This window comes from Streptomyces sp. NPDC028308 (assembly GCF_055565855.1).
In genome coordinates, this window is record NZ_JBVHTO010000014.1 from 109,543 (window position 1) to 135,290 (window position 25,748).

Consider the following 25,748-nt stretch of genomic DNA (forward strand, 5'->3'; position numbering starts at 1 on the left):
ACTTCATGCATGACGACCGCACCCTGGTCGAAGCCCGCCTCAAGCGCGTCCTCGACGAGCGCATCCGCCCCGCCGTGTATCCCGAGTCCGTACCGCTGGACGTGGCGGTGTGGAACGCGCCGGGCGAGCCCGTGCCGGTCGCCGAGGGCCTGGCGGCCGACCCGGCACCGATCGAGGTCGGCGCGCGCTGGGGTGCTCCGTGGGGCACCAGCTGGTTCCGGGTCACCGGGACCGTCCCGAAGGAGTGGGCGGGACGCCACGTCGAGGCGATCCTCGACCTCGGCTTCGACGAGAACATGCCCGGCTTCCAGTGCGAGGGCCTCGTCTACCGGCCCGACGGCACCCCGGTGAAGGGGCTGAACCCCCGCAACCAGTGGGTTCGGATCGGTGCCCCGGCCGAGGGCGGCGAGGAGGTCCTGCTGCACGTCGAGGCCGCCTCCAACCCGGTGATCCTCGACTACCACCCCTTCGTGCCCACCCCCCTCGGCGACAAGGAGACCGCCGGCACCGAGCCGCAGTACACTCTCACCCGCATGGACCTGGCCGTCTTCGACGAGACGGTGTGGAACCTCGTGATCGACCTGGAGGTGGCCGGCGAGCTGATGGCCGAGCTGCCGGTGGAGTCCGCGCGGCGCTGGGACCTGCTGCGCGCCGTCGAGCGCGCTCTCGACGCCGTCGACCTCCAGGACGTCAACGGCACGGCGGCCGCCGCGCGCGCCCGGCTCGAAGGGGTGCTGGCCGAGCCCGCCGTACCCTCCGCCCACCGCATCAGCGCCGTCGGTCACGCGCACATCGACTCGGCGTGGCTGTGGCCGCTGCGCGAGACCGTGCGCAAGGTGGCCCGCACGACGTCCAACATGACCGCGCTGCTGGAGGACGAGCCCGACTTCGTCTTCGCCATGTCCCAGGCCCAGCAGTGGGCCTGGGTCAAGGAGCACCGGCCCGAGGTGTGGGCGCGGGTGAAGAAGGCCGTCAGCGACGGGCGGTTCGTGCCCGCCGGAGGCATGTGGGTCGAGTCCGACACGAACATGCCGGGGTCGGAGGCGATGGCCCGTCAGTTCGTGCACGGCAAGCGGTTCTTCCTGGAGGAGTTCGGCGTCGAGAACGAGGAGGCGTGGCTGCCCGACACCTTCGGCTTCGCCGCGGGCCTCCCGCAGATCATCAAGGCGGCGGGCTCCAAGTGGCTGCTGACGCAGAAGATCTCGTGGTCGCAGACCAACAAGTTCCCGCACCACACCTTCCAGTGGGAGGGCATCGACGGCACCCGGATCTTCACCCACTTCCCGCCCGTCGACACCTACAACTGCTCCATGAAGGGCAGCGAGATCGCGCACGCCGCGAGCAACTTCAAGGACAAGGGGGTCGCCCGGCACTCCCTGGCGCCCACCGGCTGGGGTGACGGCGGAGGCGGCACGACACGCGAGATGGTCGCCAAGGCGGCCAGGCTGCGGAACCTGGAGGGCTCCGCGACCGTCGTCTGGGAGACCCCCGAGGAGTTCTTCGAGAAGGCGCAGGCCGAGTACCCGAACGCGCCGGTCTGGGTGGGCGAGCTGTACCTGGAGCTGCACCGGGCCACGCTCACCAGCCAGGCCAAGACCAAGCAGGGCAACCGCCGCAGCGAGCACCTCCTGCGGGAGGCCGAGCTCTGGGCGGCGACCGCGGCCGTCCGCACCGGGTTCGCCTACCCCTACGAGGACCTGGACCGCATCTGGAAGACGGTCCTGCTCCACCAGTTCCACGACATCCTGCCCGGCTCGTCCATCGCCTGGGTGCACCGCGAGGCCCGCAGGACGTACGAGCGGGTCGCCGAGGAGCTGAACGCGATCATCGACGCGGCGCAGCGGGCGCTGGCCGGTGAGGGTTCCGCGCCGCTGGTGTTCAACTCGGCGCCGCACACCCGCGACGGGGTCCCGGCGGGCGGCGCCCGGACCCCTGCCGTCCTCGGCGAGACGGCGCTTGAGCCCCGCCCGGACGGCGGCTATGTCCTCGACAACGGGATGCTGCGGGTCGAGATCGACGCGCGGGGCCTGGTCGTCTCCGCGTACGACCTGGCCGCCGATCGCGAGACGGTCGCACCCGGACAGGCCGCCAACTTGCTGCAACTGCACCCCGACTTCCCGAACATGTGGGACGCCTGGGACGTCGACGAGTTCTACCGCAACACCGTCACCGACCTGGTCGACGCCGACGAGGTGGCGCCCGGCGACGACGGTGTCTCGGTACGGGTCGTCCGCTCCTTCGGCGCGTCACGGGTCACCCAGGTGCTGTCGCTCGCCCCCGGCGAACAGCGACTCGGCATCGACACCGAGGTCGACTGGCACGAGACCGAGAAGTTCCTGAAGCTCGCGTTCCCGCTCGACGTGCACGCCGAGCGGTACGCCTCCGAGACGCAGTTCGGGCACTTCCACCGGCCGACGCACACCAACACCAGCTGGGAGGCCGCCAAGTTCGAGGCCTGCAACCACCGGTTCGTGCACGTCGAGGAGCCCGGCTGGGGCGTGGCCGTCGTCAACGACTCGACGTACGGCCACGACGTGACCCGTACCGTGCGCGACGGCGACTCCGGTACGACCACCACCGTGCGGGTCTCGCTGCTGCGCGCCCCGCGGTTCCCCGACCCCGAGACCGACCAGGGTGTGCACCGGTTCCGGCACGCGCTGGTGCCGGGGGCGGCGATCGGTGACGCGGTGCGCGAAGGGTGGCGGATCAACCTGCCGGAGCGGCGGGTGTCGGGCTCCCAGGAGGTCGCGCCGCTCGTCACCGTCGAGCAGGACGCCGTCGTGGTGACGGCGGTCAAGCTCGCCGACGACGGGAGCGGGGACGTGGTCGTCCGGTTCCACGAGTCCCGGGGCGGGCGGTCGCGGGTCACCCTCACGGCAGGGTTCCCCTTCGAGGACGTCACCGTGACGGATCTGCTGGAGCGGCCGCTCGCCGATGCGGTGGGGCCCGAGCGGGACGGGGGGCGGCTTCGGATGCCGTTGCGGCCGTTCGAGTTGGTGACGCTTCGGTTGAAGCGGGGGTGATCACCTTGCGGTGAGGGCCCTTCGGGGGTGTCCCGGGGGTTCCTTGCCGGGTGGCGGCGGGTTCAGTCCCGACGTGCGGTGTCGCGGCTGGGCCCTGCCTTCTCCGGCGCCGGAGGGGGTGGGTTGCGTGACCGGGGTTCCCCGCTCGGGGTCGGCTTCGGTCCCGACGCGGGGCTCTGCCCCGGGCCCCGCTCCTCAAGCGCCGGAGGGGCTGGATTTGTGCGCCCGGGCTTGTGGAGTGACGGGGTGGCTCCGGTCCCGACTCGGGGCTCCGCCCCGGGCCCCGCTCCTCAAGCGCCGGAGGGGCTGATTTTGTGCGCCCGGACTTGTTGCGTGACGAGGTGGCTTCGGTCCCGACTCGGGGCTCTGCCCCGGGCCCCGCTCCTCAAGCGCCGGAGGGGCTGGGTTTGTGGACCTGGCCTTTCGGCCCCGCTCCTCAAGCGCCGGAGGGGCTGGAGCTGCGCGCCGCATGCTGTTCAGCCGGCCACGGAGAACCCTTGCCGTTCTCACGGCTCCAGCTGGCTGCGTAGCCACTGTTCCACCTCGCCCACGTGGGCTGCCGCCGCCGCTCGGGCCGCTTCCGGGTCGCGGGCCACGAGGGCGCGGTGGATCGCGGCGTGCTCGCGGCGGGTGCGCTCGAAGGCGCCCTCCTCCTGGTAGCCGCGCCACACCCGGGCGCGGAAGGTGCGGGAGGAGAGCCCCTCCAGGATCGCGGCCATGGTCTCGTTGCCCGCCGCGGCGCCGATCGCGCGATGGAAGGCGAGGTCGTGGGCGAGGATCTCCTCGGGGTCGTCCGTCGCGTTCATCGCCAGCAGGTGCTTCTCGACCTCGGCGAGCTGGTCGGGCGTGATGCGCGCGGCGGCCAGGGCGGTCGCCGTCGATTCGAGGACGCGGCGCACTTCGAGGAGTTCGACGAGCCGCGGTCCCCGGGAGAGGTCGGCCACGACACCGAAGGTCTCCAGCAGGTCCCCGGCCTCCAACTGCGTGACGTAGATGCCCGATCCGTGCCGGGCCTCCAGGACGCCGAGGACGGTGAGCGCCCGGATCGCCTCGCGCATCGAGCTGCGGGACATGCCGAGCTGTGCCGCGAGGTCCCGCTCGGTGGGCAGCCGCTGGCCGGGCTCCAGGCGGCCCTCGCCGATCATCGCCTTGATCCGCTCGATGGCGCGCTGCGTCACGGTGCCCTTCGGCGGTGCCGTCTGCGCTTCCCGAGGCTGGCTCTCGTCCACGCCGCTTCCTCCTGTTGCCGGGTGCGCGCAGTCTAATCACCCAGGTGGTCGGACCACTACGGCCGGAAACCGGGAAAAGTTGGCTCCGGAGGGTGTTGTGGCTCCCAAGTGGTCTGATAAATATTCGTCGCGGTCGGCAGAGGGACTTCCGGCCGGGGCCGTGCCGGGGTCGTAGGCCCACGCGCTCGACCAGCATCCGATCACTGCTCGATCACGCTCGATGAGGAGCCGTCAGATGGCCGGCAGAACTGTGCGGAACAGGCGAGGCACGTCACGGGCGGTGCGTGCGGCGGCTGCGGCCGTCTGCGTCGCCCTCGCGCTCACGGCATGCGGGAGCACCAAGGACACCGCGGCCGGCGGCGGCGGGAAGGGCGACGGCAGCGGCAAGGTCGGGGTGATCCTGCCCCTGCTGACCTCGCCGTTCTGGCAGTCGTACAACGACTACGTGCCGAAGATGGCGAAGTCCGAGGGCGTGGACGCGCTGAAGACGGTCAACTCCAACAGCGATCCCTCGCAGCAGATCACCGACATCAACAACCAGCTGAACCAGGGCGTGAAGGGCCTGGTCGTGGCCCCGCTGGACAGTGCCGCGATCGCCGCCGGGCTGGACCAGGCCGAGCGCAAGGGCGTCCCCGTGGTCGCCGTCGACGTCGCCCCCGAGAAGGGCAAGGTGGCCATGGTCGTACGCGCGAACAACGTCGCCTACGGCGAGAAGGCCTGCGACTACCTGGGCAAGCAGATCACCTCGGGCAAGGTCGTGCAGATCATGGGCGACCTTGCGTCCGTCAACGGCCGGGAGCGCTCCGAGGCGTTCCGCACCTGCGTGAAGAAGAAGCACCCGAAACTGAAGGTCCTGGAGATCCCGGCGAAGTGGGAGTCCGACACCGCCGCCTCGAAGCTGGACACCCTCCTGAACGCCAACCCCGACATCAAGGGCATCTACCTCCAGGCGGGCGGTGTCTACCTCGCCCCGACCCTGCAGACGCTCAAGTCCAAGGGCATGCTCAGGACGACGGGTGCCAAGGGCCACATCACGATCGTCTCGAACGACGGCATCCCGCAGGAGTTCGACGCCATCCGCAAGGGCCAGATCGACGCCACCGTCTCGCAGCCCGCCGACTCGTACGCCAAGTACGGCATGTACTACATCAAGGCGGCGATGCGCGGGAAGACGTTCGAGCCCGGTCCCACCGACCACGACTCGGAGATCGTCAGGCTGCCCGGCGGAATCCTGGAGGACCAGCTGCCCGCGCCGCTGGTGACCAAGGACAACGTCGACGACGCCGAGCTGTGGGGCAACACGGTCGGATGAGCACACCACTTGTGGAGGCGCGGGGGATAGCCAAGCGGTACGGTCCCACCGTCGCGCTCCGGGACGGCCGGCTCACCGTCATGCCGGGGGAGTCGCACGCGCTCGTCGGACGCAACGGCGCCGGCAAGTCCACCCTGGTCGCCGTCCTCACCGGCCTCCAGGCGCCCGACGAGGGGACCGTCCGCTTCGACGGCGAGAGCGCGCCGCCGCTCGCCGACCGCGACGCCTGGCGCCGCAGAGTGGCGTGCGTCTACCAGAAACCCACCGTGGTACCGGAGTTGTCGGTCGCCGAGAACCTCTTCGTCAACCGGCAGCCGGTGGGCCGCGGCGGGTTCATCAGCTGGCGCAGGCTCAGAGCACAGGCGGCCGAGGTGCTGGAGACCTGGGACGTGCGTGTCGACCCGGACGCCCGGACCGCGGACCTCAAGGTCGAGGACCGCCAAATGGTCGAGATCGCGCGGGCGTTGAGCTTCGGCGCTCGGTTCATCGTCCTGGACGAGCCGACCGCGCAGCTCGACAACCGGGAGATCGACCGCCTCTTCACCCGCATGCGCGCGCTCCAGGACTCCGGCGTCACCTTCCTGTTCATCTCGCACCACCTCCAGGAGGTCTACGAGGTCTGCCAGACCGTGACCGTGCTGCGCGACGCCCGATGGATCACCACCGCACCGGTCGCCGAACTCCCGCGCCCGGCACTGGTGGAGGCGATGGCCGGGGAGTCCCTCGCCGTCGCCGAACGGGCCGCGGTCCGCACGGCCGCGGTGGACGAGGACGCGCCCGTCGTGCTCGACGCCCGGGGGCTCTCGTCCGAGGCGTACGCGGAGGTCGACCTGAGCGTCCGCCAGGGGGAGGTCGTCGGCCTCGCCGGGTCCAGCGGCAGCGGCAAGATCCAGCTCGCCGAGTCGTTCGCGGGACTGCACACGCCGACCGCCGGCACCGCCCGACTGGACGGCGAACCGCTGCCGTTCGGCGACGTGCGGGCGGCGCTGCGGGCCGGGGTCGGCTGCGTCCCCCGTGACCGGCACGAGCAGGGCCTCGTCCCCGCGATGAGCGTCGGCGACAACGCCACCATGACCGTCCCGGACCGTCTCGGCCGCCACGGCTTCATCGGCACCGACCGCAGACGCGGCCTCGCCGGCGAGCTGATCCGGCGCCTCGGCATCCACACCGAGGGCCCGGAACAGCCAGTCTCCGACCTCTCCGGCGGCAACGCGCAGAAGGTCGTCATGGCCCGCGCCCTCGCCTCCGACCCCCGGCTCCTCGTCCTGATCAACCCCACAGCGGGCGTCGACGTGAAGTCCAAGGAGTCCTTGCTCGCCCGCATGGACAGCGCCCGCGAGGACGGCACCGCCGTGCTCGTCGTCTCCGACGAACTCGACGACCTGCGCCGCTGCGACCGGGTGCTCGTCCTCTTCCACGGCCGCGTCGTCGCCGAGCACCCGGCCGGCTGGCGCGACCACGAGCTGATCGCCTCCATCGAAGGAGTGGACCATGGCTGACACGAAGGCCCCGTCGGCCTCGACCCCCGCCTCCGTCCGCGCGCCCGCGGGCCGCGCCGGGCAGTCCGTCCTGCTGCGCCGCGCCCGCGAACTCGCCCTCGTCCCCGCGCTGTTGCTGCTGCTCGTCCTCGGCGCCGTGCTCAACGACTCCTTCCTCACCGAGCGCAACCTGATCTCCGTCCTGGGCGCCTCCGCCGCCCTCGCCATGGTGGTGCTCGCCGAGTCTCTGGTCCTCATCACCGGCAAGTTCGACCTGTCCCTCGAATCCGTCGTCGGCATCGCGCCGGCGGTCGGGGCGCTCCTGGTCCTGCCCGCCGCCCAGTCCGGCTGGGGCGCGGAGCTCCCCGCCGCGCTGGCCCTGCTCGCGATCCTCGTCGTGGGCGCCGCCATCGGCGCCTTCAACGGCATCCTCGTCGTGAAGTTCAAACTCAACGCGTTCATCGTGACGCTGGCGATGCTGATCATCCTGCGCGGCCTGCTGGTCGGCGCCACCAAGGGCAAGACGCTGTTCGGGATGCCCGACGCGTTCTTCTCCCTGGCCACCACCACCTTCCTGCGCGTCCCGCTGTCCGTGTGGCTGGCCGCCGTCGCGTTCGGCGTCGCCGGGCTGGTCCTCAAGTACCACCGGGTCGGGCGCGCGCTGTACGCGATCGGGGGCAACGCGGACGCGGCCAGGGCGGCCGGCATCCGCGTCGAGCGCGTGATGCTCGGGGTGTTCGTCGTCGCGGGAGTCCTCGCCTCGGTCGGCGGGATCATGCAGACCGGTTACGTGGGGGCGATCAGCGCCAACCAGGGCAACAACATGATCTTCACCGTGTTCGCGGCGGCGGTCATCGGCGGCATCAGCCTCGACGGCGGCAAGGGCACCATGTTCGGCGCCCTCACCGGCGTCCTGCTCCTCGGTGTCGTGCAGAACCTGCTCACCCTCGCCCAGGTGCCGTCCTTCTGGATCCAGGCCATCTACGGCGGGATCATCCTCGTCGCCCTGATGATCGCCCGCCTGACGACGGGACGCGCCCAGGACTGACCCCCGGCCGACGCCCGCACGCCCCGAGTCCCGGACCGAAAGGCCTCCCGTGTCCCCAACCGCCGCCCGCGTCACCGCGGTCGACACCTACGACATCCGCTTCCCGACCTCGCGCGAACTCGACGGGTCCGACGCGATGAACCCCGACCCCGACTACTCGGCGGCGTACGTCGTGCTGCGCACCGACGCGGCCGACGGCCACGAGGGCCACGGCTTCACGTTCACCATCGGGCGGGGCAACGAGGTCCAGGTCGCCGCGATCGAGGCCCTGCGGGCACACGTGACCGGACGCCCCGTCGACGAACTGTGCGCCGACCCGGGTTCGCTGAGCCGGGACCTGGTCGGCGACAGCCAACTGCGCTGGCTCGGGCCCGAGAAGGGCGTGATGCACATGGCGATCGGCGCCGTCGTCAACGCCGTCTGGGACCTGGCCGCCAAGCGCGCGGGCAAGCCGCTGTGGCAGCTCCTCGCGGACGCCGAACCGCGGTGGCTGGTCGGGCAGATCGACTTCCGCTACCTCACGGACGCCCTCACCCCCGAGGAGGCGCTGGCGCTGCTGCGCCACGGCCGGGAGGGGGCAGCGGAACGCGCCGCGACCCTGCGGGAGAAGGGCTTCCCCGCCTACACCACCTCACCCGGCTGGCTCGGCTACAGCGACGAGAAACTGACCCGCCTGGCCGCCCAGGCCGTCGCTGACGGCTTCACCCAGATCAAGCTGAAGGTCGGCGCGGACCGCGCGGACGACGTACGCCGGCTGCGGGTGGCGCGCTCGGTGGTCGGTCCCGGCATCCGCGTCGCGATCGACGCCAACCAGCGCTGGAACGTCGACGAGGCGATCACCTGGGTCGACTCCCTCGCCGAGTTCGAGCCCTACTGGATCGAGGAACCGACCAGCCCCGACGACGTCCTCGGCCACGCCGCGGTCCGCAGGGCCGTCGCCCCGGTCAAGGTCGCCACCGGCGAACACGTGCAGAACCGCGTCGTCTTCAAGCAGCTGCTCCAGGCCGGCGCCGTCGACATCCTGCAGATCGACGCGGCCCGCGTCGGCGGCGTCAACGAGAACCTCGCCATCCTGCTGCTCGCGGCCAAGTACGGCGTACCCGTCTGCCCGCACGCCGGCGGGGTGGGGCTGTGCGAACTCGTCCAGCACCTGTCGATGTTCGACTACGTGTCCCTCGCCGGCACCACCGACGACCGGGTCATCGAGTACGTCGACCACCTGCACGACCACTTCGTCGACCCCGTGGTGATCCGCGGGGGTCACTACGCGGCGCCCACCGCACCCGGCTTCTCCGCCACCATGCGGCCCGAGTCCATCGCGGAGTACACCTTCCCCGGAGGTACCTTCTGGGCAGCCGACCTCGCACAGCAGTCACGCACCGACCCGAAGGAGAAAGCGGCATGACGGCCTCTCAGGAACGCGGGGACTTCACGGGTCTCAGGGCGCTCGTGACGGGCGGGGCCTCCGGCATCGGCCGGGCCGCGGCCGAACTCCTCGCCGCCCGCGGCGCCCGCGTCGCCGTGCTCGACCTCGAACCGGGCGGGGTGGCCGCCCCGCTGCTCGGGTACCGGGCCGACGTCTCCGACGACGCGTCCGTGCGGTCGGCGGTGGCCGCCGCGCTGACGGAGCTGGGCGGACTCGACGTGCTCGTCAACAACGCGGGCATCGGCGCCCAGGGCACGGTCGAGGACAACGACGACGAGCAGTGGCACCGGGTCCTGGACGTCAACGTCCTCGGCATCGTGCGCACGACCCGCGCCGCCCTGCCCGCCCTGCGGGAGTCCGCGCACGCGTCCGTCGTCAACACCTGCTCGGTCGCCGCCACGGCGGGCCTGCCCCAGCGCGCGCTGTACTCCGCCTCGAAGGGCGCCGTCCTCTCCCTCACGCTCGCCATGGCCGCCGACCACGTCCGCGAGGGCATCCGCGTCAACTGCGTCAACCCCGGCACCGTGGACACCCCCTGGGTGGGACGCCTGCTCGACGCGGCTCCCGACCCCGGCGCCGAGCGGGCCGCGCTGGAAGCCCGGCAGCCCACCGGACGCCTCGTGTCGGCGGCCGAGGTCGCGGGGGCCATCGCGTACCTGGCGAGCCCCCTGTCCGGCGCCACCACCGGCACCGCCCTGGCCGTGGACGGCGGCATGCAGGGGCTGCGACCGCGTCCGGCCGCCCGGTGAGCCCGCTCGGGCGCAGCGGCGTCGAGACCGGCCCCCTCGGCTTCGGCGCGGCGGGCATCGGCAACCTGTACACCCCCGTCGGCGAGGAAGAGGCACGACGGGCGGTGGACGCCGCCTGGGCGGCCGGCATCCGCTACTTCGACACGGCCCCGCACTACGGCCTCGGCCTCTCCGAGCGCCGCCTCGGTGCCGCCCTGCGCGACCGGCCCCGCGCCGACTACGTCCTCTCCACCAAGGTGGGCCGCCGCCTCGAGCCCACCGACGCGGGCGGCGACGACCTCGCCAACGGCTTCGCCGTGCCCGCCGGCCACCGCCGGGTCTGGGACTTCGGCGCCGACGGCGTGCGGCGCACCCTGGAGGCCGCGCTCACCCGGCTCGGCGTCGACCGCGTCGACATCGTCTACCTCCACGACCCGGACGACCACGCCGAGCAGGCGTTCCGCGAGGGCTACCCCGCGCTCGAGAAGCTGCGCGCGGAAGGCGTGGTGCGGGCCATCGGCGCGGGCATGAACCAGACCGCGATGCTCACCCGTTTCGTGCGCGAGACGGACGTCGACGTCGTGCTGTGCGCCGGCCGCTACACCCTGCTCGACCACGGGGCGCTGGCCGACCTGCTGCCCGCGGCCCGGGAACGCGGTACCTCCGTCGTCGTCGGCGGTGCCTTCAACTCGGGCCTGCTGGCGGACCCGCGACCGGGAGCGACGTACGACTACGCCGCGGCGCCGCACGAGCTGCTGGAGCGGGCCCTGCGCCTGAAGACCCTGGCCGAACGGCACGGCACCACGCTGCGCGCCGCCGCCCTCGCCTTCCCCGCGGCGCATCCGGCGGTCGCGAGCGTCCTCGTCGGCGCCCGCTCGGCCGCCGAAGTACGGGACTGCGCCGAGCAGTTCGCGACGCCGGTGCCGGCCGCCTTCTGGCAGGAGCTGCGCGAGCAGCGCCTGCTGCCCGAGGACGCCCCCGTCCCCGTACCGGGGGAGCAGCCGTCGTGAGGGTCGCCCTGCACACCAGGGTCCGCGCGGACGCCGTCGCCGCCTACGAGGCCGCCCACCGCGAGGTGCCCGAGGAGCTGACCGCCGCGATCCGGGCCGCCGGGGCCACGCGATGGACGATCTGGCGCAGCGGCACCGACCTGTTCCACGTCCTGGAGTGCGAGGACTACCGGCGGCTGCTCGCCGAGCTGGAGAGGCTGCCGGTGAACGTCGCCTGGCAGGCCCGCATGGCCGAACTGCTCGACGTCGTCCACGACTACTCCCGCGCGGGCGGCGACGCGGGCCTGCCCGTCGTGTGGGAGCTGCCGTGAGCGTCGACGCGCACCACCACCTGTGGGACCTCTCCGTCCGCGACCAGGACTGGATCACCGGTCCGGAACTGCTGCCGCTACGGCGGGACTTCACCCTCGGCGACCTCGAACCGCAGGCAGGCGCCGCGGGCGTGGAACGCACCGTGCTCGTCCAGACGGTGACCGTCCCCGAGGAGACTCCCGAACTCCTGCTCCTCGCCCGGGGCAGCGAGCTGATCGGGGGAGTGGTCGGATGGGCCGACCTGACCCGCCCGGACATTGCCGAGGAACTGGCACGGCTGGCGGAACTGCCCGGCGGCCGGTACCTGCGGGGCGTCCGGCACCAGGTCCAGGGGGAGCCGGACCCGGCCTGGCTGCTGCGGCCCGAGGTGCGGCGGGGACTGGCGGCCGTCGCGGCGGCGGGACTCGTGTACGACCTGGTCGTCCTGCCGCGGCAGCTCGCGGCCTGCGTCGGGGCGGCCGCCGCCCTGCCCGGGCTGACGTTCGTCCTGGACCACCTCGGCAAACCGCCCGTCGCCTCCGGCGAGCTGGAGCCCTGGGCCTCCGGCGTCCGGGCTCTCGCGGCCCTCCCCAACACCGTCTGCAAGCTCTCCGGCCTGGTCACCGAGGCGGATCCCGCCCACTGGAGTACCGGCGACCTGCGTCCGTACGCCGACACCGTCCTGGACGCCTTCGGCCCCGGCCGCCTGATGTTCGGCTCGGACTGGCCGGTGTGCACCCTCGCCGCGAGCTACGCCGAAGTGGTCGACTCCGCACGCGAGTTGACGCGGGAGCTGAGCGCCGGTGAACGCGCCGACGTCCTCACCCGCACCGCCACCCGCGTCTACCGCCTCTGAGAGCCCGCGTCCAGCCGCGTCGGCGGCAGGAACTCCCGCACGTATGTCCGGTGCCAGCACGCGCCCGTCTCGCGCAGTTCCCGCCAGGTCGTGTAGCGGTAGCGGAAGAGACGGGCCCGCACGAACCGCGGGGGGCTGTCCGAGGGGAACGGCGAACGGCGCAGGAGCCGCAGCGTGGCACGGTCGTTCTCCAGCAGCCGCTCCACCAGCACCCCGAACCACGGCCCGGCGTACGCGGGGGACAGGCCCACGAACCACATCATCCAGTCGAGCCGCAGATGGTACGGGGCGAACTGCCGTGGCCAGCGCCGTGGATCACCCGGCTTGCCGCGGAACTCGTACTCCCGCCAGTTACCGTCCTCCCGCGCCGTCTCGTCGGCGGTGCCCTCGACGACCACCTCGTAGCGGACGCGGCTGACGCTGCCGAACGCGCCGTAGGTGTTGACCAGATGAAGTGGGTCGAAGGAGCGGTTCATCACCTGGCGCCGGGACACGAGGTTGCGCGCCGGGCGGTAGCTCAGGGCCAGCAGCACCACGGCGACGGCCAGGACGACGACCTCGTACCAGAGCGGCGGCGCGGAGGTGTCCGGGGCCGACACGGGGAACTGCACTGCGGACAGCGCCAGCACGATCGTGATCCAGTTCAGCCAGGAGAAGTTGCCCGACAGGACCAGCCACAGCTGCGTGAGGATCATCAGCGCCGCGGCCGCCGTCGCGACCGGCTGCGGCGCGAACAGCAGTACCGGGACCACCAGTTGGGTGAAGTGGTTGGCGGCCACCTCGACGCGGTGCACGGGTCTGGGCAGGTGGTGGAAGAACCAGCTCAGCGGACCCGGCATCGGCTGCGTCTCGTGGTGGTGGTCCAGGCACGTCAGTTTGCGCCAGCACTCGTCGCCGCGCAGCTTGATCAGCCCCGCGCCGAACTCGACCCGGAACAGCACCCAGCGCAGCAGGAAGAGGACGACGACCGGCGGCGCCACCTCGTCGTTGCCCAGGAACACCGCGAGGAACCCGACCTCCAGGAGCAGGGACTCCCAGCCGAAGCCGTACCAGGTCTGGCCGACGTTCACGACCGACAGGTACAGGGCCCAGGGGACCAGCCACAGCAGCATGCCGCCCCACAGGGGCAGACGCGAGTCCAGCCCCGCGAGCAGCGCCGCCGACACCGCGCAGCCGGCCCAGCACCAGAGCGCGAAGAACCGGTCCGAGTAGTGGAGGTGGAACACGCTCGGCGCGCGGCGGAACGGCACCCGGGCGACGAAGCGGGGCACGGGCAGCATCCCGCGCTCCCCGAGAAGCGCCCGGAACTGGAGCGCCGCCGTCAGGAACGCCACCAGGTACACGCCGGCCAGCGAGCGCTGGAAGACCGCCCGGCTCAGCCAGTACCCGGATGCCGAGAACCACTCCACGACCGCCTCCTCGTTCCACCTCCAGTGTGACGCTGCGTTACCGCTGTCGGCACCCGCCACACTCACCCGGACGCCGCAACCGGTCCCGGCGGCGTCCCGGAGCCCGCGGGAGACCGCACGAAGGGCGCCCATAAGTCGAACAATCGGGTAAATCCTGGCAAGGTGGGCGCATGGTTGATCGGGGAGCGAGCGCCCTGTCACTCCCGGACGACTGGCCCGCCCACCCGGACCCGATCATGGCGCTCAACCGCATGGGTAGCTTCGACTGGGACCTGGACACCGCGCTGATGTACATGGACGCCCAGGCCCTCGCCGTGTTCGACATGAGCCCGCAGGAGTACGACGGCCACCCGCAGACCCTGGGCACACGCGTCCCGCCCGCCGACGCCCACGGCCTCGACACCATGGTCTCCCAGGCCCTCAAGGACGGCAGCGCCAACTACGGCGCCTACTTCCGCGTCCGGCACCGCGACGGCTCCCTGTGGTGGACGCACACCCAGGGCTACATCCACCGCGACGAGACCGGCCGCCCCCGCAGGATCCTCGGCATCGTCCGCGACGCCACCCACGAGCTGAGCGAGAGCGCCGCGCGGCGCGAGCAGGCCGCCGAGGACCGGGCCCGCCGGCAACAGACGAGCGTCGTGCAGATCACCACCGCGGCGCTCGCCCACGCCCGCACCGTCCAGGACGTGATCGACGTCCTGGAGAGCACCCACGGCATCACCCACCTGGGCGCCACCAGCCTCGTCATGGGACTCCTGGAAGCCGGCCGGGTCCGCCTGGTCGCCGCCGGCCCCGAGGACAGCTACGTGCCCGGCACCCGCGTCACCCGCCTCGACGAGCCCTACCCGATGAACGAGGTCGTACGGACCCTGGTCCCGCACTTCATCGAGTCGCCGCAGGAGTTCGCCGAGTCCTACCCCCTGCTGTGGCCGAACATCACCGACCTGAAGATCACCTCCGCCGCGTACCTGCCGCTCATCGTGCAGGCCAGGCCCATCGGCGCCATCGGACTGCTCTACAACGACCGGCGCGGCTTCTCGGCGGAGGAGCGCAACGTCCTCGTCGCCCTCGGCAGCAGCATCGCCCAGAGCCTCCAGCGGGCCATGTTCTTCGAGCAGGAGAAGGACCTCGCCCAGGGGCTCCAGCAGGCCATGCTGCCGCGCTCCATCCCCAGCGTGCCCGGCGCCGACCTCGCCGTCCGCTACCGCTCCGCCGCCCTCGGCCGGGACATCGGCGGCGACTGGTACGACCTCATCCCGCTGCCCGGCGGACGCGTCGGCGCCGTCATCGGCGACGTCCAGGGCCACGACACGCACGCCGCCGCCGTCATGGGCCAGCTGCGCATCGTGCTGCGCGCCTACGCGGCCGAGGGGCACACGCCCGCCACCGTGATGGCCCGCGCCTCGGTCTTCCTGCACGAACTCGACACCGACCGCTTCGCCACCTGCCTGTACGCGGAGGCCGACCTGTCCACCGGCGTCGTCCAGGTCGTCCGGGCCGGGCACATCGACCCGATGCTGCGCCACACCGACGGCACCTGCCGCCGCCTGCCCGTCGAGGGCGGCCTGCCGCTCGGCCTGTCCGCGGAGTTCGGAGGCCTCACCTACCCCGTCGACACCGTCGAACTCGATCCCGGCCAGACCCTGCTGCTCTACACCGACGGACTCGTCGAACAGCCCGGCATCGACCTCGACGAGGGCATGCGGACCCTGCGCGAGCTGGTCCGCTCCGGGCCGGACGACGTACGCGCGCTCGCCGACCGGCTCATCGACGTCGCCGAGGAGCGCGGCGGCGACGACGATGTGGCCCTCCTGCTGCTGCGCCGCCGCGGCCCCACCCGGCAGACCGGCGGACGGCTCCAGCAGCACGTCGCGCCGGGCGACCCGGAGGCCCTTCGCGAGGCCCGCCACATGATCCGCGCCGCGGTCCGCGCCTGGGGAGCGGACGACCGCGCCGACGAGATCGAACTGGTCGCCGACGAACTGATCACCAACGCCCTCATGCACACCGAGGGCGCCGCCGTCGTCACCCTCCGCGCGCTCACCGGCGGCGCCGACCGCAGGCTCCGGGTGGAGGTCGAGGACTCCTCCAGCGCGCTGCCGCGCCGCCGCGAGGCCGGGGAGTCCGGAGTCTCCGGCCGCGGCCTCCTGCTCGTCGATCTGCTCACCGACGGATGGGGCGTGGAGGCCCGAGGCGGCGGCAAGTGCCTGTGGTGCGAGTTCACCGTCCCCGAGCGGGACTGACGTGGCGCCGCCCGCGCCGGGTGGCACTCTGGACGTATGCCGGAACTGCCCGAGGTCGAAGCACTCAAGGACTTCCTCGCCGACCATCTCGTCGGCCGCGAGATCGTCCGTGTCCTGCCCGTCGCGATCAGCGTCCTGAAGACCTACGACCCTCCGCTCACCGCGCTGGAGGGCCGCGAGGTCACCGCGGTGCACCGGCACGGCAAGTTCCTGGACATCGACGCGGACGGCCTGCACCTCGTGACCCATCTGGCCCGGGCGGGCTGGCTGCACTGGCGCGACAGCCTGCCCGACGGTTCGCCCCGCCCCGGCAAGGGCCCGCTCGCCCTGCGGACGGCCCTGGAGACCGGGGAGGGCTTCGACCTGACCGAGGCCGGCACGCAGAAGCGCCTCGCCGTGTACGTCGTACGGGATCCGGCGGACATCCCCGGCGTGGCCCGGCTCGGCCCCGACCCGCTCGCCGCCGACTTCGACGAAGACCGGTTCGCCGGGCTCCTCGCGGGCGAGCGGCGGCAGCTCAAGGGCGCGCTGCGGGACCAGAGCCTCATCGCCGGCGTCGGCAACGCCTACAGCGACGAGATCCTCCACGCGGCCAGGATGTCGCCCTTCAAGCTGGCCGCCTCCCTCACGCCCGAGGAGACCCGGCGGCTGTACGAGGCACTGCGCGCCACGCTCACCGAGGCCGTCGAGCGCTCGCGCGGCGTGGCCGCGGGACGGCTCAAGGCGGAGAAGAAGAGCGGGCTGCGGGTGCACGGCCGCACCGGCGAGCCCTGCCCGGTGTGCGGCGACACCATCCGCGAGGTCTCCTTCAGTGACTCCTCGCTGCAGTACTGCCCCACCTGCCAGACCGGCGGGAAGCCGCTCGCGGACCGCCGGCTGTCCCGGCTGCTCAAGTAGGCGCCGGCCGGTCAGCGCGGCTTCAGCGTCACCAGGCGCTCGCCGTCCCGCGTGCGCACCTCGAACCGGCTGATCTCCCCGGGCCTGAACGCGGCGCCGCCGTGCATGGCGGCGGCGCCGGAGCCGTGCGCCGGAGCCGTCCAGCTCGTCACCGTCTGCTCGGAGCCGTCCTTGCCGACCACGACGAGCCGGCAGGCCCGCGGGCCCTCACCGTCCTTGACCTGCACGTCGAACTCGCTGCCCCAGACCCGGTCCGCCCAGGTGACCTGCGCCCACACCCCGGTGCCCGCGTCGGTCGCGGCGACCCGGTCGGCGGGGGAGTCGTGCGCCGTCACCACGGCGACGGCGGGTCCGCCCGCCGCGAGCACCACGACGGCGGCCACGGCGTACAGCAACCGCCTGCGTCCGGCCCGGTGGCGTGCGGCCACCTCGCCCAGCAGCCGGTCGAGGAAGCGCGGCCCGGGGGCCGCGAAGGGATGCACGGCACGGGGCGTCGCCCGGCGGTACAGCAGCAACTGCCGCGCGGCGGGGCCGAATTCGCTCACGTGCGCGGTGCAGCTCGGACACCCCATGAGGTGGTCCTCGAAGCGGAAGGCATCCGCTTCGTCCAGCACGCCGAGCGTGTAGGCGCCGACGTCGCGATGGCGTTCCAGGGACCTCATACCAAATCCTCGTGCCGGGGGGCTGGGTGGGGGTGGTGTTGCTGTTGCCCACCGGTACGCACCGGACCGCCGAATCACTCAAGGCCCCTGAGGAAACGGGAGAGATATTCGGAGCGGAGCGGCCCGCGGATTGGTCGGATTCGAAGAACTTTCCGTTCCTAGAAGAGATGGATCGCCAGATGCCCGAGTGGCAGCCCCAGTTGCCAGGCCGGGGTCCACACCTTGGGTCCGTCGTCCTCGCCGGGAACCGGGCCGTCGCCGGGGACCGCGTCCAGGTCGGGGGCGAGCAGCTCCGTCTCCTCCAGCCAGCGCCGGGCGGCCGCCGCCAGCTCCAGGTCGGGGGCCGGACCGCCCGCCTCGGCGGCCTCCTTCTCCATGCGCGCCATCCGCTCGCGGACCCAGTCCTGCCACGGCTGGTCGTACGCCGTGAGCGACAGCCAGTTCTCCAGCTGCGAGACGACGCGGATGCCGGAGAGCTCGCCGCCGGTGTCGGACAGGAAGATCGTCAGCGCCAGGGCGTCGCGCCCGGCGCGGAACTCGAAGGACGTCGGCGGCATCAGGTCGCCGGTTCTCAGCAGCTCGTCGGCGATGTACTCGGCGTACAACCAGGCCATCGGGACGGCGAGTTCGCCGCCGTCGGTGCCGCCCGTGCTCTCTTGACCTCTGTGCAGCATCCCTTCCTGCCCTCCTCCGGTTCGTGCGCGCAGCCCGACCCGGGTCCCAGTCCGGAAACACGGATGAGGACAGCTGATGGCCCAACCATGGTCCTCAGCAAGGCGCTTTACGAAGGCTTGACTGATCCTTCGGTTTCACCGCAGGTCGGCCGCGTATCCCGGGAGAACCCGGCGCAGGGCGCGCAGCGCGTAGTACGCGCGGGACTTCACGGTACCGGGCGGAATCCCGAGCGCCTCCGCGGCCTCCGCCACACTCGCCCCCCGGAAGTACACCTGCACCAGGACTTCACGGTGCTCGGGAGTGAGTGTCTTCACAGCCTCCCGCACGTCGAGCGTCGCCGCGGACCGTTCGGCGTGATCGGCGCACACCCGGGCGCTCTCCAGCACCTCGTCCCCGACCTCGGCCGGACGCGCCTGGCGGGCCCGCCGCGCGTCGATGGCGAGCCGTCGCCCCACGGTGAGCAGCCAGGGGCGCACGGAGGCGAAGTCGTCCGCACGCAGGGCCTCGGGGTGCTGCCAGGCGCGGACGAGCGTCTCCTGGAGCAGGTCCTCGGCGCGCTGCCGGTCGCCGTCGGAGAGCCGCAGCAGCAGCGCGAAGAGCGGTCGCCCGTGCTCGCGCTGCAACGCGGCCAGCTCGTGCTCCGCGGTCGTGCCGCGGGTGATGGTGGTGGTTCCGGCCGTCATGGCCTGTATGCCAGCGGGTGGCGCCCGGCGGGGACAGGGGCCGGGAGCGGATGTGCGGTGGGCGGTCGATGCCGTCGGTGAACGGTACGACGAACGGTCCGCCGGGGCGGCGAGAGGGCCTCGTGTCGCGCGGGGCCGGGTGCGCGCGGTCTCCAGGGGCCCGGGTTCCGGGCGCGCACGGTGGGGCGCCGGCGGGCTGACCGCGTGCGCCCGCGGGGGTCCTCCGTTCGGGGCACGGGCTGGGGTGGCGCGTTGACTTCGCATCGCCCGTGTATGTGCATGTGTGTCAATAAATATGATGATCCGATCACATCGGGGCTCGCTATGACCACACGTGCGCGACTGGCCGGAATCGGCCTCGGCGCGGTACTCGTCGCCGTCGCCGCCGGCTGTCAGGCCGCCGAGAAGCCGCCGGCACCGCATGCGGGACACCCGGCGGCGCCCGCGACGGCGCGCGGCTTCACCCTCGTCGCCTCCGGGGACGTCCTGCCGCACAGCTCGATCATCGAACGGGCACGGGCCGACGCGGGCGGCGGCGGCCACGACTTCGTACCCATGCTCGCGGGGGCCCGGCCCGTCGTCTCGCGCGCCGATCTGGCGATCTGCCACATGGAGACGGTGTACGGCGCCGACGGCGACTACAGCGGCTACCCCGCCTTCAAGTCCCCGCCCGAGGTGGCGAAGGGCCTCGCCGCCACCGGCTACGACGGCTGCTCCACCGCCTCCAACCACAGCCTCGACGACGGCGCCGCCGGCATCCACCGCACCCTCGACGCCCTCGACCGGGCCGGCGTACGCCACGCGGGATCCGCCCGGACGGCCGCCGAGGCGAGCGCCCCGACCGTCATGCGGGCCGGCGGCGCCGACGTCGCCCACCTCGCGTACACGTACGACACCAACGGCTACCCGCTCCCGGACGGGCGGCCCTGGGCCGTGAACCTCATGGACCGGGACCGGATCCTCGCGGACGCCCGCGCCGCACGGGCGGCCGGCGCCGACGTGGTCGTCGTGTCGGTGCACTGGGGGACCGAGTGGCAGGACGAGCCGGACGAGCGGCAGCTGACCCTGGCCCGGGAACTCACCGCCTCCCGGACCGGCTCCCGCCCCGACATCGACCTGATCCTCGGCACGCACGCCCACATCCCGCAGGCCTACGAGAAGGTCAACGGCACCTGGGTCGTCTACGGCATGGGCGACCAGATCGCCGGCCAGATGGTCGGCCACGACGGCCTCCCGGACCCGCGCGGCAACCAGAGCAGCATCGGACGGTTCACGTTCGCCCCACCCGCGCGTCCGGGCGACCGCTGGGAGGTGACGCGGGCCGAGTTCCTCCCGCAGTGGTTCGACGTCCGCTCCGGACGCGTGGTCCCGCTGCACACAGGCCGTCAGACCCCGGACACCGCCGCCGTACGCGACCGGATCCGGGGCGTCGTCCTGAGCCGGGGCGCGGCCCAGGACGGCCTCGTCATGGGGAAGTAGAGGAGCCAGGGGAGTCCGCGGAGGAGGCCCTCGCCGGCTACGGCACCACCGTCACCGGCCAGCGCCCCGCCTTCACCAGGCGGATCGCCACCGAGCCGACGATCCGGTGCCCGGCCTGCTCGGACGCGCCGACCACCACAGCGTCCGCCTTGAGTTCGTCGGCGGCCTTGACGAGGCCGTTGTAGGGGTCGCCGCGGAAGGTGTGGAACTCCCAGCGCACCGCGAATATGTCCTTGACCCGCTCGGTGGCCTCGCGGATCTGCGCGATCAGACCCTCCGCGATCTCGTCCGTCGTGTCGGCGACCGGGACCCCGAGCGCCGCGCCCGCCGCCATCACCGGCTGGACGTAGACGACCGCGAGCAGCGCGTGCTGCCGGCGCGCCAGGCCACCGGCGTACGCCGCCGCACGGAGCGAGGAGTCGGAGCCGTCCACGCCGACGACGATGACCTTGGGCCCGTCCGTGCCCCGCTCGAACTGATGCGAGTGCTGCTGATCCGTCACGGCGGTGAGGTTATCGGACGCCCGGTGCCCGGCGACCGGCCGCACCGTCCACGGAACACCGGCGGCCCCGCCGCCGTGGCGCCGGCGAATGGTCCCATCGGGTGTTTTCGGGGGTCCCCAGCCGTGTTGCTGGGCCGCGCCGACGGTCAAATGGGCGACTGATGAGTCATGAAAAAGGATCAGCTGCTCACGCGGCGCACGGCGCTGCTCGCCGGCGCCGCGGTGCTGGGCGCGGCCGGGGCGGCGGGCACGGCCCGCCTGCTCACCGCCGACCCGGGCGCGCACCCGGTGCCACGCCCCGCCCCGGTCTCGGGTCCTCAGGCGCGCCGCGCGCTGAAGCCCTCCGCGTACCGTCTCCAGCCCATCACCGGCTACGGCACGCCGCACCGCAGCCCGGCCAGGACCCTCGTCCGGCACGAGCCGTTCCTGCGCATGTCCGGGCGCGGCCGCAGCATGGTGCTCACCTTCGACGACGGCCCCGACCCGCGCTACACCCCCGACATCCTGCGCACCCTGCGCACCCACGACGTCCGCGCGATGTTCTTCGTCTGCGGCGAGATGGCCGCCTACAACAAGGACCTGCTGCGCGAGATGGCCGACGACGGACACATCGTCGGCAACCACACCTGGACGCATCCGCTGCTGACCCGGCTCTCCCGCTCCGCGATCCGCTCGGAGATGGAACGCACCTGCGAGGTCATCGACAAGGCGTACGGGGAGCCGCCCCTGTGGTTCCGGGCGCCCTACGGGGCCTGGAACCGGGCGGCCTTCCAGCTCGGTGCCGAACTGGGCATGGAGCCGCTGGCGTGGACGGTCGACACCCTCGACTGGACCACGCCGGGCACCCGCAGGATCGCCGACCGGGTGGAGCACGGCGCCGCACCCGGCGTCGTGGTGCTCTCGCACGACGCGGGCGGCGACCGTTCGCAGAGTGTGCAGGCGCTGCGCGAGTACCTTCCGGAGCTGCTGGACTCCGGCTACCACATCACCGTCCCGCGAAGGCAGTACACATAATGCGGTCCGCATAAAGTGGTGCATTAAAGCGGTGCACATGAAAAAGCGCCCGGGCGGACATTCCGCCCGGGATCGCCGAAGGGCCTCGCCCGCCCGCTCGGGGAACGCTCAGCGAACCTCGGTCAGGCGGGCGAAGACGACCACGTTCCCGTCATAGCCCTGCTGCTTGGAGAAACCGCCTCCGCAGGTGATGACACGCAGTTCCGGGCTTCCCTTGCTGCCGTACACGCGGTCGCCGGGGAAATTGCTCTTCTCGAAGACCTCGATTCCGTAGATCTCGAAGACGGCGGTCTTCCCGTCCTTGCGCTGGATCTCGACGCGGTTCCCCTTCTTCAGGGCGCCGAGCCCGTAGAAGACGGCCGGCCCCAGCCGGTTGTCGACATGGCCCACGACCACGGCCGTGCCCTTCTCGCCGGGCGAGACCGCGCCGGTGAACCAGCCGGCGAGATTCGGGTCCTCGGGGGGCGGCGCGTCGACCCAGCCCTCGGTGTCCAGGCCCACGGGCATGGCGGGGGCGTCGACCTGGATGCCGGGGATCCTGACGCGGTCGACCTCGGAGTACGGCAGCGGGTCCGGCGTGGCCTTGCGGAAGGTGCCGCCGTTCTGCGTGCGGGTGTCCGCGGCCGCCGCCGTCGCCGGCTGCGGCGGTCCGACGTCGAACTCCCCCGAACCGTTGCGGATGAGAGCGAGGCCGGTCAGCAGAACAAGCGCTATCACGCCCCACGGCGCGCGCTTCTTCTGCCGCTCCTCCTCCTCGGCGAGCTCGGACGAGTGCATTCGCAATCCCCTCTCGACGCAGCCGTCGCCGCGTCCGTCGCGCATATGAGAACGCTAAGCGCAGCGCGCTCGGCGGGCGACGGGAGAACGTGCGAACGGGTGGTGACGTACATCGGCGTGCGCCATCCGAGTTGCCATGCGCACAAAATTTCTGACGGTCCGTGACCTGCGGCAACATCGCCCTGCGTGGAATTCCTTCGGCGTGTCCTCTCACCAGGACGGACCATTCCCGAAATGCGGCCCTGAGCAGCGCATCTGAGGGTCTGTCTGGGAGGCGCTTTCTCGCCGATCGACCGGGGACGGTTCCCGGGGCGCCTTCCGCGGAGGAACACATGCGTACTACTCGTGCCCTGGCGGTCTCTGCCGTCGCGGCCGCGGTCGTGGGGCTCGCCGCCCCCGCGGCCACGGCGTGGGAAAGCCCCAGCAACATCGTCGCCATGCCGAGCGTCATCGCCCGGGGCGGGCAGCTGACCGTCACCGTGGACGGCTCGTCCTGCCAGATGCCCGGCAGCACCGTCTCCTCGCCGGTCTTCCCGACCACGCCGCTGCACCACGTCAGCGGCAGGACCTCCACGGCGACGGTCACCATCGACCGCAACGCCCGACCGGGTTCGTACGACATCACGGCCCGTTGCGGGGAGCACAAGACGCTCACCCGGCCGGCCGCCTTCACCGTCATCGGCGGTGTCCGCGGCGGTCTCGGCGGCAGCAGCTCCAGCGGGGCGACGCCCACCGACATGGCGATCGGCGGCGCGCTCGTGGCGACGGCCGCCCTGGCCGGCGGGGTGTTCTGGATGCGCCGCAGGACCGAGAACCGGATCTGACCGGCGGCCCCGCCGGAGCGCGCACGTGACGGCCGCTCGCCCCGGACCCTCCCGCAGGGGTCCGGGGCGAGCGGCTGTGCGGTGTGCCGTCAGGAGTCGCCGGTGGCCCCGCGGCGGCGGGACACGTACCACGCAGCGCCGACGGAACCGGTGATGAGCGCGGCCCCGAGCCCGATCTCGTGGAGGTCGAACCCGGCCACGCTGCCGCCGACGCCCGCCTTCACGCCCCGGTGCACGGGGGCCGGCGGGCGGGTCAGGTCGGCCGGACGCCCGGCGGTGATGCCGAGGTCGGTGTGACCGCTCACGCCGTCGCACGTGAACGTCACCTGGTACACCGCCCCCGGCTTGGCGTCCCAGTCCACGGTGGCCGTGGCCGTGGACTGCCGGCGCGGGATGGTGACGGTGTCGAAGACGCCCGAGGAGACGGTGGCGTTGCCCTTGCACCCTCCGTCCCGTCGCAGCAGCAGTGTCACCTGGCCGCCCGGGGCGACGGTCGAGGGCTGGACGCTGAAGCCGAAGGGCGTGATGTTGCCCTCCTCCTCGCCGACCGCCACCGCGGTCGGTGCGGTCAGGGTCAGGGCGGCCACGCCGAGCAGTGCGGCCGAAGCGACGCCTATCGCGCGCATGGTGATCCTCCGGGTCCCCGAGGAGCCTGCTGCGGACTTTTTCCGCCTGCGTCAGAAATGCACCTCGATGACCGAAACGCTAGAAAGGTGTGCGCGAGGGCGCGATCCGTGTCGCGCGAATGGGGCAACGGTGTGGGCCGCACAGGGGACGCCGTACGTGCGGAAGGGGGACGGACGCGGCGTGGCGTCCGTCCCCCGGTGGCGGCTCCTGAGTGCGGGTCCCTCACCCGTGGAGATGCGGGAACAGGGTCCGGAAGGGTTCCGCCGAGGCCGCGATGCCCCGGCTGTAGGGCGCGTCCAGGTCCCAGATCAGGAAGAGCAGGAACGCGATCAGGGCGGAGAAGAGTCCCGCGAGGATCAGCTCGCGCGTCGTACGTCTGATCTGCAGCGCGAAGATCATGCCCACGGTGACCACGGCGCCGGTGATCAGCCCGAACCACACCACGCCCGGCATGGTCGCCCCCGAGGACGAGCCGCGCCCGTTGCGGGCGTCGTCGGCGGCGGTGACCTGGTCGAGGAGGGGCTGGTAGGCCTGCGCCTCGAAGTCCGTGCGCGGTTCGTAGTCGGTGACGTCCTGGCGGATCCGCTCGAAGAGCCGGCCGGCCTCGGGGCTGAGCTTCTGCTCGTCCGCCATCGACTTCCACTCGGTTGTGACGACATGACCGACATAGGTGTTGACGTCGTCCCGGATGCGGTCGCGGACGTCCGGCGGATACACCCGCACCCGCTCCGAGATCTCGTGCAGGGCCTGCGCCTCCGCCTGTACGTGGTCCTGGGCGATGCCGCGGCCCTCCCAGACGCCGGCGATGGCCAGACCCAGGACGATGGCGTACACCACGCCGATCATCATCGTCATGTACTCGATCACGTCCGGCGTCTCGGACGGGTCCTCGTCCTCCCGGGCTCTGCGGTGCCGGACGAGGGTCACGACGAGGACGACCACGCACGCGGCCACCATCGCGAGGGTGAGAACAAGCCAATCCGACAAGAGTGTCTCCAGGGGTCAGCGAGGACGCAGCGCGGCGACGGCCAGCACGGCGGGCGCGGTGATGAGCAGGGTGAGCGAGACCAGCGGCGGACCGCCGCGCGGCGGGTGCTTGCGCGGCGAGGTGCGGTACTCCGGATAACTCACCGGGGACGGCGACGCCTTGGGTGGTGGGCTGGGCTTGCGGGAGCGCGTCGGTGACGGTCTCGGCGCGGGCGGCGGCTTCGGCGGCGGGGCCGCGAGGTGCGGCCTCGGGGCCGGAGCCGGCGGCGGTGGCGGCGCCGGCGGCTCGGGCCGGGGCGTGGGCCTGGGCGGCGGGGGAGGCGTGGGCTTCGGCGGTGTCGGTTTCGGAGGCGTCGGCTTGGGCGGCGGGGGCGGCGGGGGCTCCGGCGTGGGACTGGGGCAGGGGGGCGGGATCACCGGAGGCGGACCGCACCAGCCCGAGCCGGCGACCGCGACCGCGTCCACCGAGCCGTCCGGACCGATCGACGCGTACGCGCACGCGTCGGCGGACGCCTCCCCGGCCGGCGCGCCACTGAGGAACCAGGTCAGCGCGAGCAACGCCAAT

Annotated in this window: 24 protein-coding genes; 14 read left to right on the plus strand and 10 right to left on the minus strand. The window is 72.4% G+C overall.

The genetic code is table 11. The features are described from left to right. Positions 1-5 precede the first annotated feature (5 nt). Positions 6-3,023, plus strand: a complete 3,018-nt coding sequence (locus tag ACZ4VA_RS31085; RefSeq protein WP_356165256.1) for an alpha-mannosidase — start codon at positions 6-8, stop codon at positions 3,021-3,023. A 506-nt stretch (positions 3,024-3,529) separates the two neighbouring features. On the opposite strand, the gene ACZ4VA_RS31090 is transcribed toward ACZ4VA_RS31085, so the two are convergent. Then, complete coding sequence (locus tag ACZ4VA_RS31090; protein WP_356241657.1) at positions 3,530-4,252, minus strand: FadR/GntR family transcriptional regulator; 723 nt, start codon at positions 4,250-4,252, stop codon at positions 3,530-3,532. A 235-nt stretch (positions 4,253-4,487) separates the two neighbouring features. Here ACZ4VA_RS31090 and ACZ4VA_RS31095 point away from each other — a divergent pair, with 235 nt between their 5' ends. Genes ACZ4VA_RS31095 through ACZ4VA_RS31130 form a run of 8 tightly spaced genes read left to right on the plus strand, consistent with a single transcriptional unit; the run spans position 4,488 to position 12,401 of the window. Beyond that, positions 4,488-5,564, plus strand: a complete 1,077-nt coding sequence (locus ACZ4VA_RS31095; RefSeq protein ID WP_452920632.1) for a sugar ABC transporter substrate-binding protein — start codon at positions 4,488-4,490, stop codon at positions 5,562-5,564. Beyond that, the gene (locus tag ACZ4VA_RS31100) at positions 5,561-7,063 is read left to right on the plus strand and encodes a sugar ABC transporter ATP-binding protein (protein ID WP_468083339.1); all 1,503 of its coding nucleotides are present in this window, start codon (positions 5,561-5,563) and stop codon (positions 7,061-7,063) included. Before ACZ4VA_RS31095 ends, ACZ4VA_RS31100 begins: the two co-directional genes overlap by 4 nt. Beyond that, positions 7,056-8,090, plus strand: coding sequence for an ABC transporter permease (locus ACZ4VA_RS31105; protein WP_389391328.1), 1,035 nt, complete (start codon positions 7,056-7,058; stop codon positions 8,088-8,090). The genes ACZ4VA_RS31100 and ACZ4VA_RS31105 overlap by 8 nt, the downstream gene beginning before the upstream one ends. Positions 8,091-8,139: 49 nt before the next feature. Further along, a complete protein-coding gene (locus tag ACZ4VA_RS31110) occupies positions 8,140-9,495 on the plus strand; it encodes an L-fuconate dehydratase (RefSeq protein WP_355787030.1) in 1,356 nt (451 codons plus the stop codon). After that, a complete protein-coding gene (locus tag ACZ4VA_RS31115; protein WP_355787024.1) occupies positions 9,492-10,265 on the plus strand; it encodes an SDR family NAD(P)-dependent oxidoreductase in 774 nt (257 codons plus the stop codon). Before ACZ4VA_RS31110 ends, ACZ4VA_RS31115 begins: the two co-directional genes overlap by 4 nt. Beyond that, a complete protein-coding gene (locus tag ACZ4VA_RS31120) occupies positions 10,262-11,254 on the plus strand; it encodes an aldo/keto reductase (RefSeq protein ID WP_355787021.1) in 993 nt (330 codons plus the stop codon). The genes ACZ4VA_RS31115 and ACZ4VA_RS31120 overlap by 4 nt, the downstream gene beginning before the upstream one ends. Next, entirely contained in the window at positions 11,251-11,565 is a 315-nt protein-coding gene (locus ACZ4VA_RS31125; RefSeq protein ID WP_356165268.1) for an L-rhamnose mutarotase, read from the plus strand. The genes ACZ4VA_RS31120 and ACZ4VA_RS31125 overlap by 4 nt, the downstream gene beginning before the upstream one ends. Continuing rightward, positions 11,562-12,401: an amidohydrolase family protein gene (locus tag ACZ4VA_RS31130; RefSeq protein WP_468083343.1), complete on the plus strand. Its 840-nt coding sequence runs from the start codon at positions 11,562-11,564 to the stop codon at positions 12,399-12,401. The genes ACZ4VA_RS31125 and ACZ4VA_RS31130 overlap by 4 nt, the downstream gene beginning before the upstream one ends. On the opposite strand, the gene ACZ4VA_RS31135 is transcribed toward ACZ4VA_RS31130, so the two are convergent. Beyond that, positions 12,389-13,810, minus strand: coding sequence for a lipase maturation factor family protein (locus tag ACZ4VA_RS31135; RefSeq protein ID WP_356165274.1), 1,422 nt, complete (start codon positions 13,808-13,810; stop codon positions 12,389-12,391). The two genes, ACZ4VA_RS31130 and ACZ4VA_RS31135, sit on opposite strands and share 13 nt — an antisense overlap. 170 nt (positions 13,811-13,980) lie before the next feature. On the opposite strand from ACZ4VA_RS31135, the gene ACZ4VA_RS31140 reads away from it, so the two are divergent. Both ACZ4VA_RS31140 and ACZ4VA_RS31145 read left to right on the plus strand, forming a co-directional pair. Next, positions 13,981-16,056 (plus strand): SpoIIE family protein phosphatase, encoded by a 2,076-nt coding sequence (locus tag ACZ4VA_RS31140; RefSeq protein WP_355785931.1) that lies wholly within the window; start codon positions 13,981-13,983, stop codon positions 16,054-16,056. A 36-nt stretch (positions 16,057-16,092) separates the two neighbouring features. After that, on the plus strand, positions 16,093-16,953 hold the full coding sequence (locus tag ACZ4VA_RS31145; protein WP_468083345.1) for an Fpg/Nei family DNA glycosylase: 861 nt from the start codon (positions 16,093-16,095) through the stop codon (positions 16,951-16,953). Between the two features lie 11 nt (positions 16,954-16,964). Here ACZ4VA_RS31145 and ACZ4VA_RS31150 read toward each other — a convergent pair whose 3' ends face one another. From ACZ4VA_RS31150 to ACZ4VA_RS31160, 3 genes are all read right to left on the minus strand, one after another. After that, positions 16,965-17,615, minus strand: coding sequence for a zf-HC2 domain-containing protein (locus ACZ4VA_RS31150; RefSeq protein WP_355785925.1), 651 nt, complete (start codon positions 17,613-17,615; stop codon positions 16,965-16,967). 158 nt (positions 17,616-17,773) lie between these two features. After that, positions 17,774-18,289, minus strand: coding sequence for a hypothetical protein (locus tag ACZ4VA_RS31155; RefSeq protein ID WP_468083347.1), 516 nt, complete (start codon positions 18,287-18,289; stop codon positions 17,774-17,776). A gap of 135 nt (positions 18,290-18,424) precedes the next feature. Continuing rightward, positions 18,425-18,973 (minus strand): sigma-70 family RNA polymerase sigma factor, encoded by a 549-nt coding sequence (locus tag ACZ4VA_RS31160; RefSeq protein WP_355785920.1) that lies wholly within the window; start codon positions 18,971-18,973, stop codon positions 18,425-18,427. Between the two features lie 324 nt (positions 18,974-19,297). Here ACZ4VA_RS31160 and ACZ4VA_RS31165 point away from each other — a divergent pair, with 324 nt between their 5' ends. Then, positions 19,298-20,452 carry a CapA family protein gene (locus tag ACZ4VA_RS31165; RefSeq protein ID WP_468083350.1) on the plus strand — a complete coding sequence of 385 codons (1,155 nt, stop codon included), beginning with the start codon at positions 19,298-19,300 and terminating at the stop codon, positions 20,450-20,452. A 37-nt stretch (positions 20,453-20,489) separates the two neighbouring features. On the opposite strand, the gene ACZ4VA_RS31170 is transcribed toward ACZ4VA_RS31165, so the two are convergent. Beyond that, positions 20,490-20,954, minus strand: a complete 465-nt coding sequence (locus ACZ4VA_RS31170; RefSeq protein WP_356165283.1) for a universal stress protein — start codon at positions 20,952-20,954, stop codon at positions 20,490-20,492. A gap of 168 nt (positions 20,955-21,122) precedes the next feature. On the opposite strand from ACZ4VA_RS31170, the gene ACZ4VA_RS31175 reads away from it, so the two are divergent. Further along, the gene (locus ACZ4VA_RS31175; RefSeq protein ID WP_356165286.1) at positions 21,123-21,968 is read left to right on the plus strand and encodes a polysaccharide deacetylase family protein; all 846 of its coding nucleotides are present in this window, start codon (positions 21,123-21,125) and stop codon (positions 21,966-21,968) included. Positions 21,969-22,076: 108 nt separating this feature from the next. Here ACZ4VA_RS31175 and ACZ4VA_RS31180 read toward each other — a convergent pair whose 3' ends face one another. Continuing rightward, positions 22,077-22,745, minus strand: a complete 669-nt coding sequence (locus tag ACZ4VA_RS31180) for a class F sortase (protein WP_355794225.1) — start codon at positions 22,743-22,745, stop codon at positions 22,077-22,079. A gap of 332 nt (positions 22,746-23,077) precedes the next feature. On the opposite strand from ACZ4VA_RS31180, the gene ACZ4VA_RS31185 reads away from it, so the two are divergent. Next, positions 23,078-23,569: a hypothetical protein gene (locus ACZ4VA_RS31185; RefSeq protein WP_356165291.1), complete on the plus strand. Its 492-nt coding sequence runs from the start codon at positions 23,078-23,080 to the stop codon at positions 23,567-23,569. 89 nt (positions 23,570-23,658) lie between these two features. Here ACZ4VA_RS31185 and ACZ4VA_RS31190 read toward each other — a convergent pair whose 3' ends face one another. From ACZ4VA_RS31190 to ACZ4VA_RS31200, 3 genes are all read right to left on the minus strand, one after another. Then, the gene (locus ACZ4VA_RS31190) at positions 23,659-24,195 is read right to left on the minus strand and encodes a hypothetical protein (RefSeq protein ID WP_356165294.1); all 537 of its coding nucleotides are present in this window, start codon (positions 24,193-24,195) and stop codon (positions 23,659-23,661) included. Between the two features lie 223 nt (positions 24,196-24,418). Continuing rightward, positions 24,419-25,183 carry a bestrophin-like domain gene (locus ACZ4VA_RS31195; protein WP_355794042.1) on the minus strand — a complete coding sequence of 255 codons (765 nt, stop codon included), beginning with the start codon at positions 25,181-25,183 and terminating at the stop codon, positions 24,419-24,421. Between the two features lie 15 nt (positions 25,184-25,198). Continuing rightward, positions 25,199-25,327 (minus strand): hypothetical protein, encoded by a 129-nt coding sequence (locus ACZ4VA_RS31200; RefSeq protein WP_355794043.1) that lies wholly within the window; start codon positions 25,325-25,327, stop codon positions 25,199-25,201. Between the last annotated feature and the right edge of the window lie 421 nt (positions 25,328-25,748).

Coding starts and splice junctions, on each gene's coding strand:
- ACZ4VA_RS31085 (WP_356165256.1), top strand. CDS start 6: ATGCATGACGACCGCACCCTGGTCGAAGCCCGCCTCAAGCGCGTCCTC.
- ACZ4VA_RS31095 (WP_452920632.1), top strand. CDS start 4,488: ATGGCCGGCAGAACTGTGCGGAACAGGCGAGGCACGTCACGGGCGGTG.
- ACZ4VA_RS31100 (WP_468083339.1), top strand. CDS start 5,561: ATGAGCACACCACTTGTGGAGGCGCGGGGGATAGCCAAGCGGTACGGT.
- ACZ4VA_RS31105 (WP_389391328.1), top strand. CDS start 7,056: ATGGCTGACACGAAGGCCCCGTCGGCCTCGACCCCCGCCTCCGTCCGC.
- ACZ4VA_RS31115 (WP_355787024.1), top strand. CDS start 9,492: ATGACGGCCTCTCAGGAACGCGGGGACTTCACGGGTCTCAGGGCGCTC.
- ACZ4VA_RS31140 (WP_355785931.1), top strand. CDS start 13,981: ATGGTTGATCGGGGAGCGAGCGCCCTGTCACTCCCGGACGACTGGCCC.
- ACZ4VA_RS31145 (WP_468083345.1), top strand. CDS start 16,093: ATGCCGGAACTGCCCGAGGTCGAAGCACTCAAGGACTTCCTCGCCGAC.
- ACZ4VA_RS31150 (WP_355785925.1), bottom strand. CDS start 17,615: ATGAGGTCCCTGGAACGCCATCGCGACGTCGGCGCCTACACGCTCGGC.
- ACZ4VA_RS31155 (WP_468083347.1), bottom strand. CDS start 18,289: ATGCTGCACAGAGGTCAAGAGAGCACGGGCGGCACCGACGGCGGCGAA.
- ACZ4VA_RS31160 (WP_355785920.1), bottom strand. CDS start 18,973: ATGACGGCCGGAACCACCACCATCACCCGCGGCACGACCGCGGAGCAC.
- ACZ4VA_RS31165 (WP_468083350.1), top strand. CDS start 19,298: ATGACCACACGTGCGCGACTGGCCGGAATCGGCCTCGGCGCGGTACTC.
- ACZ4VA_RS31175 (WP_356165286.1), top strand. CDS start 21,123: ATGAAAAAGGATCAGCTGCTCACGCGGCGCACGGCGCTGCTCGCCGGC.
- ACZ4VA_RS31180 (WP_355794225.1), bottom strand. CDS start 22,745: ATGCACTCGTCCGAGCTCGCCGAGGAGGAGGAGCGGCAGAAGAAGCGC.
- ACZ4VA_RS31185 (WP_356165291.1), top strand. CDS start 23,078: ATGCGTACTACTCGTGCCCTGGCGGTCTCTGCCGTCGCGGCCGCGGTC.
- ACZ4VA_RS31190 (WP_356165294.1), bottom strand. CDS start 24,195: ATGCGCGCGATAGGCGTCGCTTCGGCCGCACTGCTCGGCGTGGCCGCC.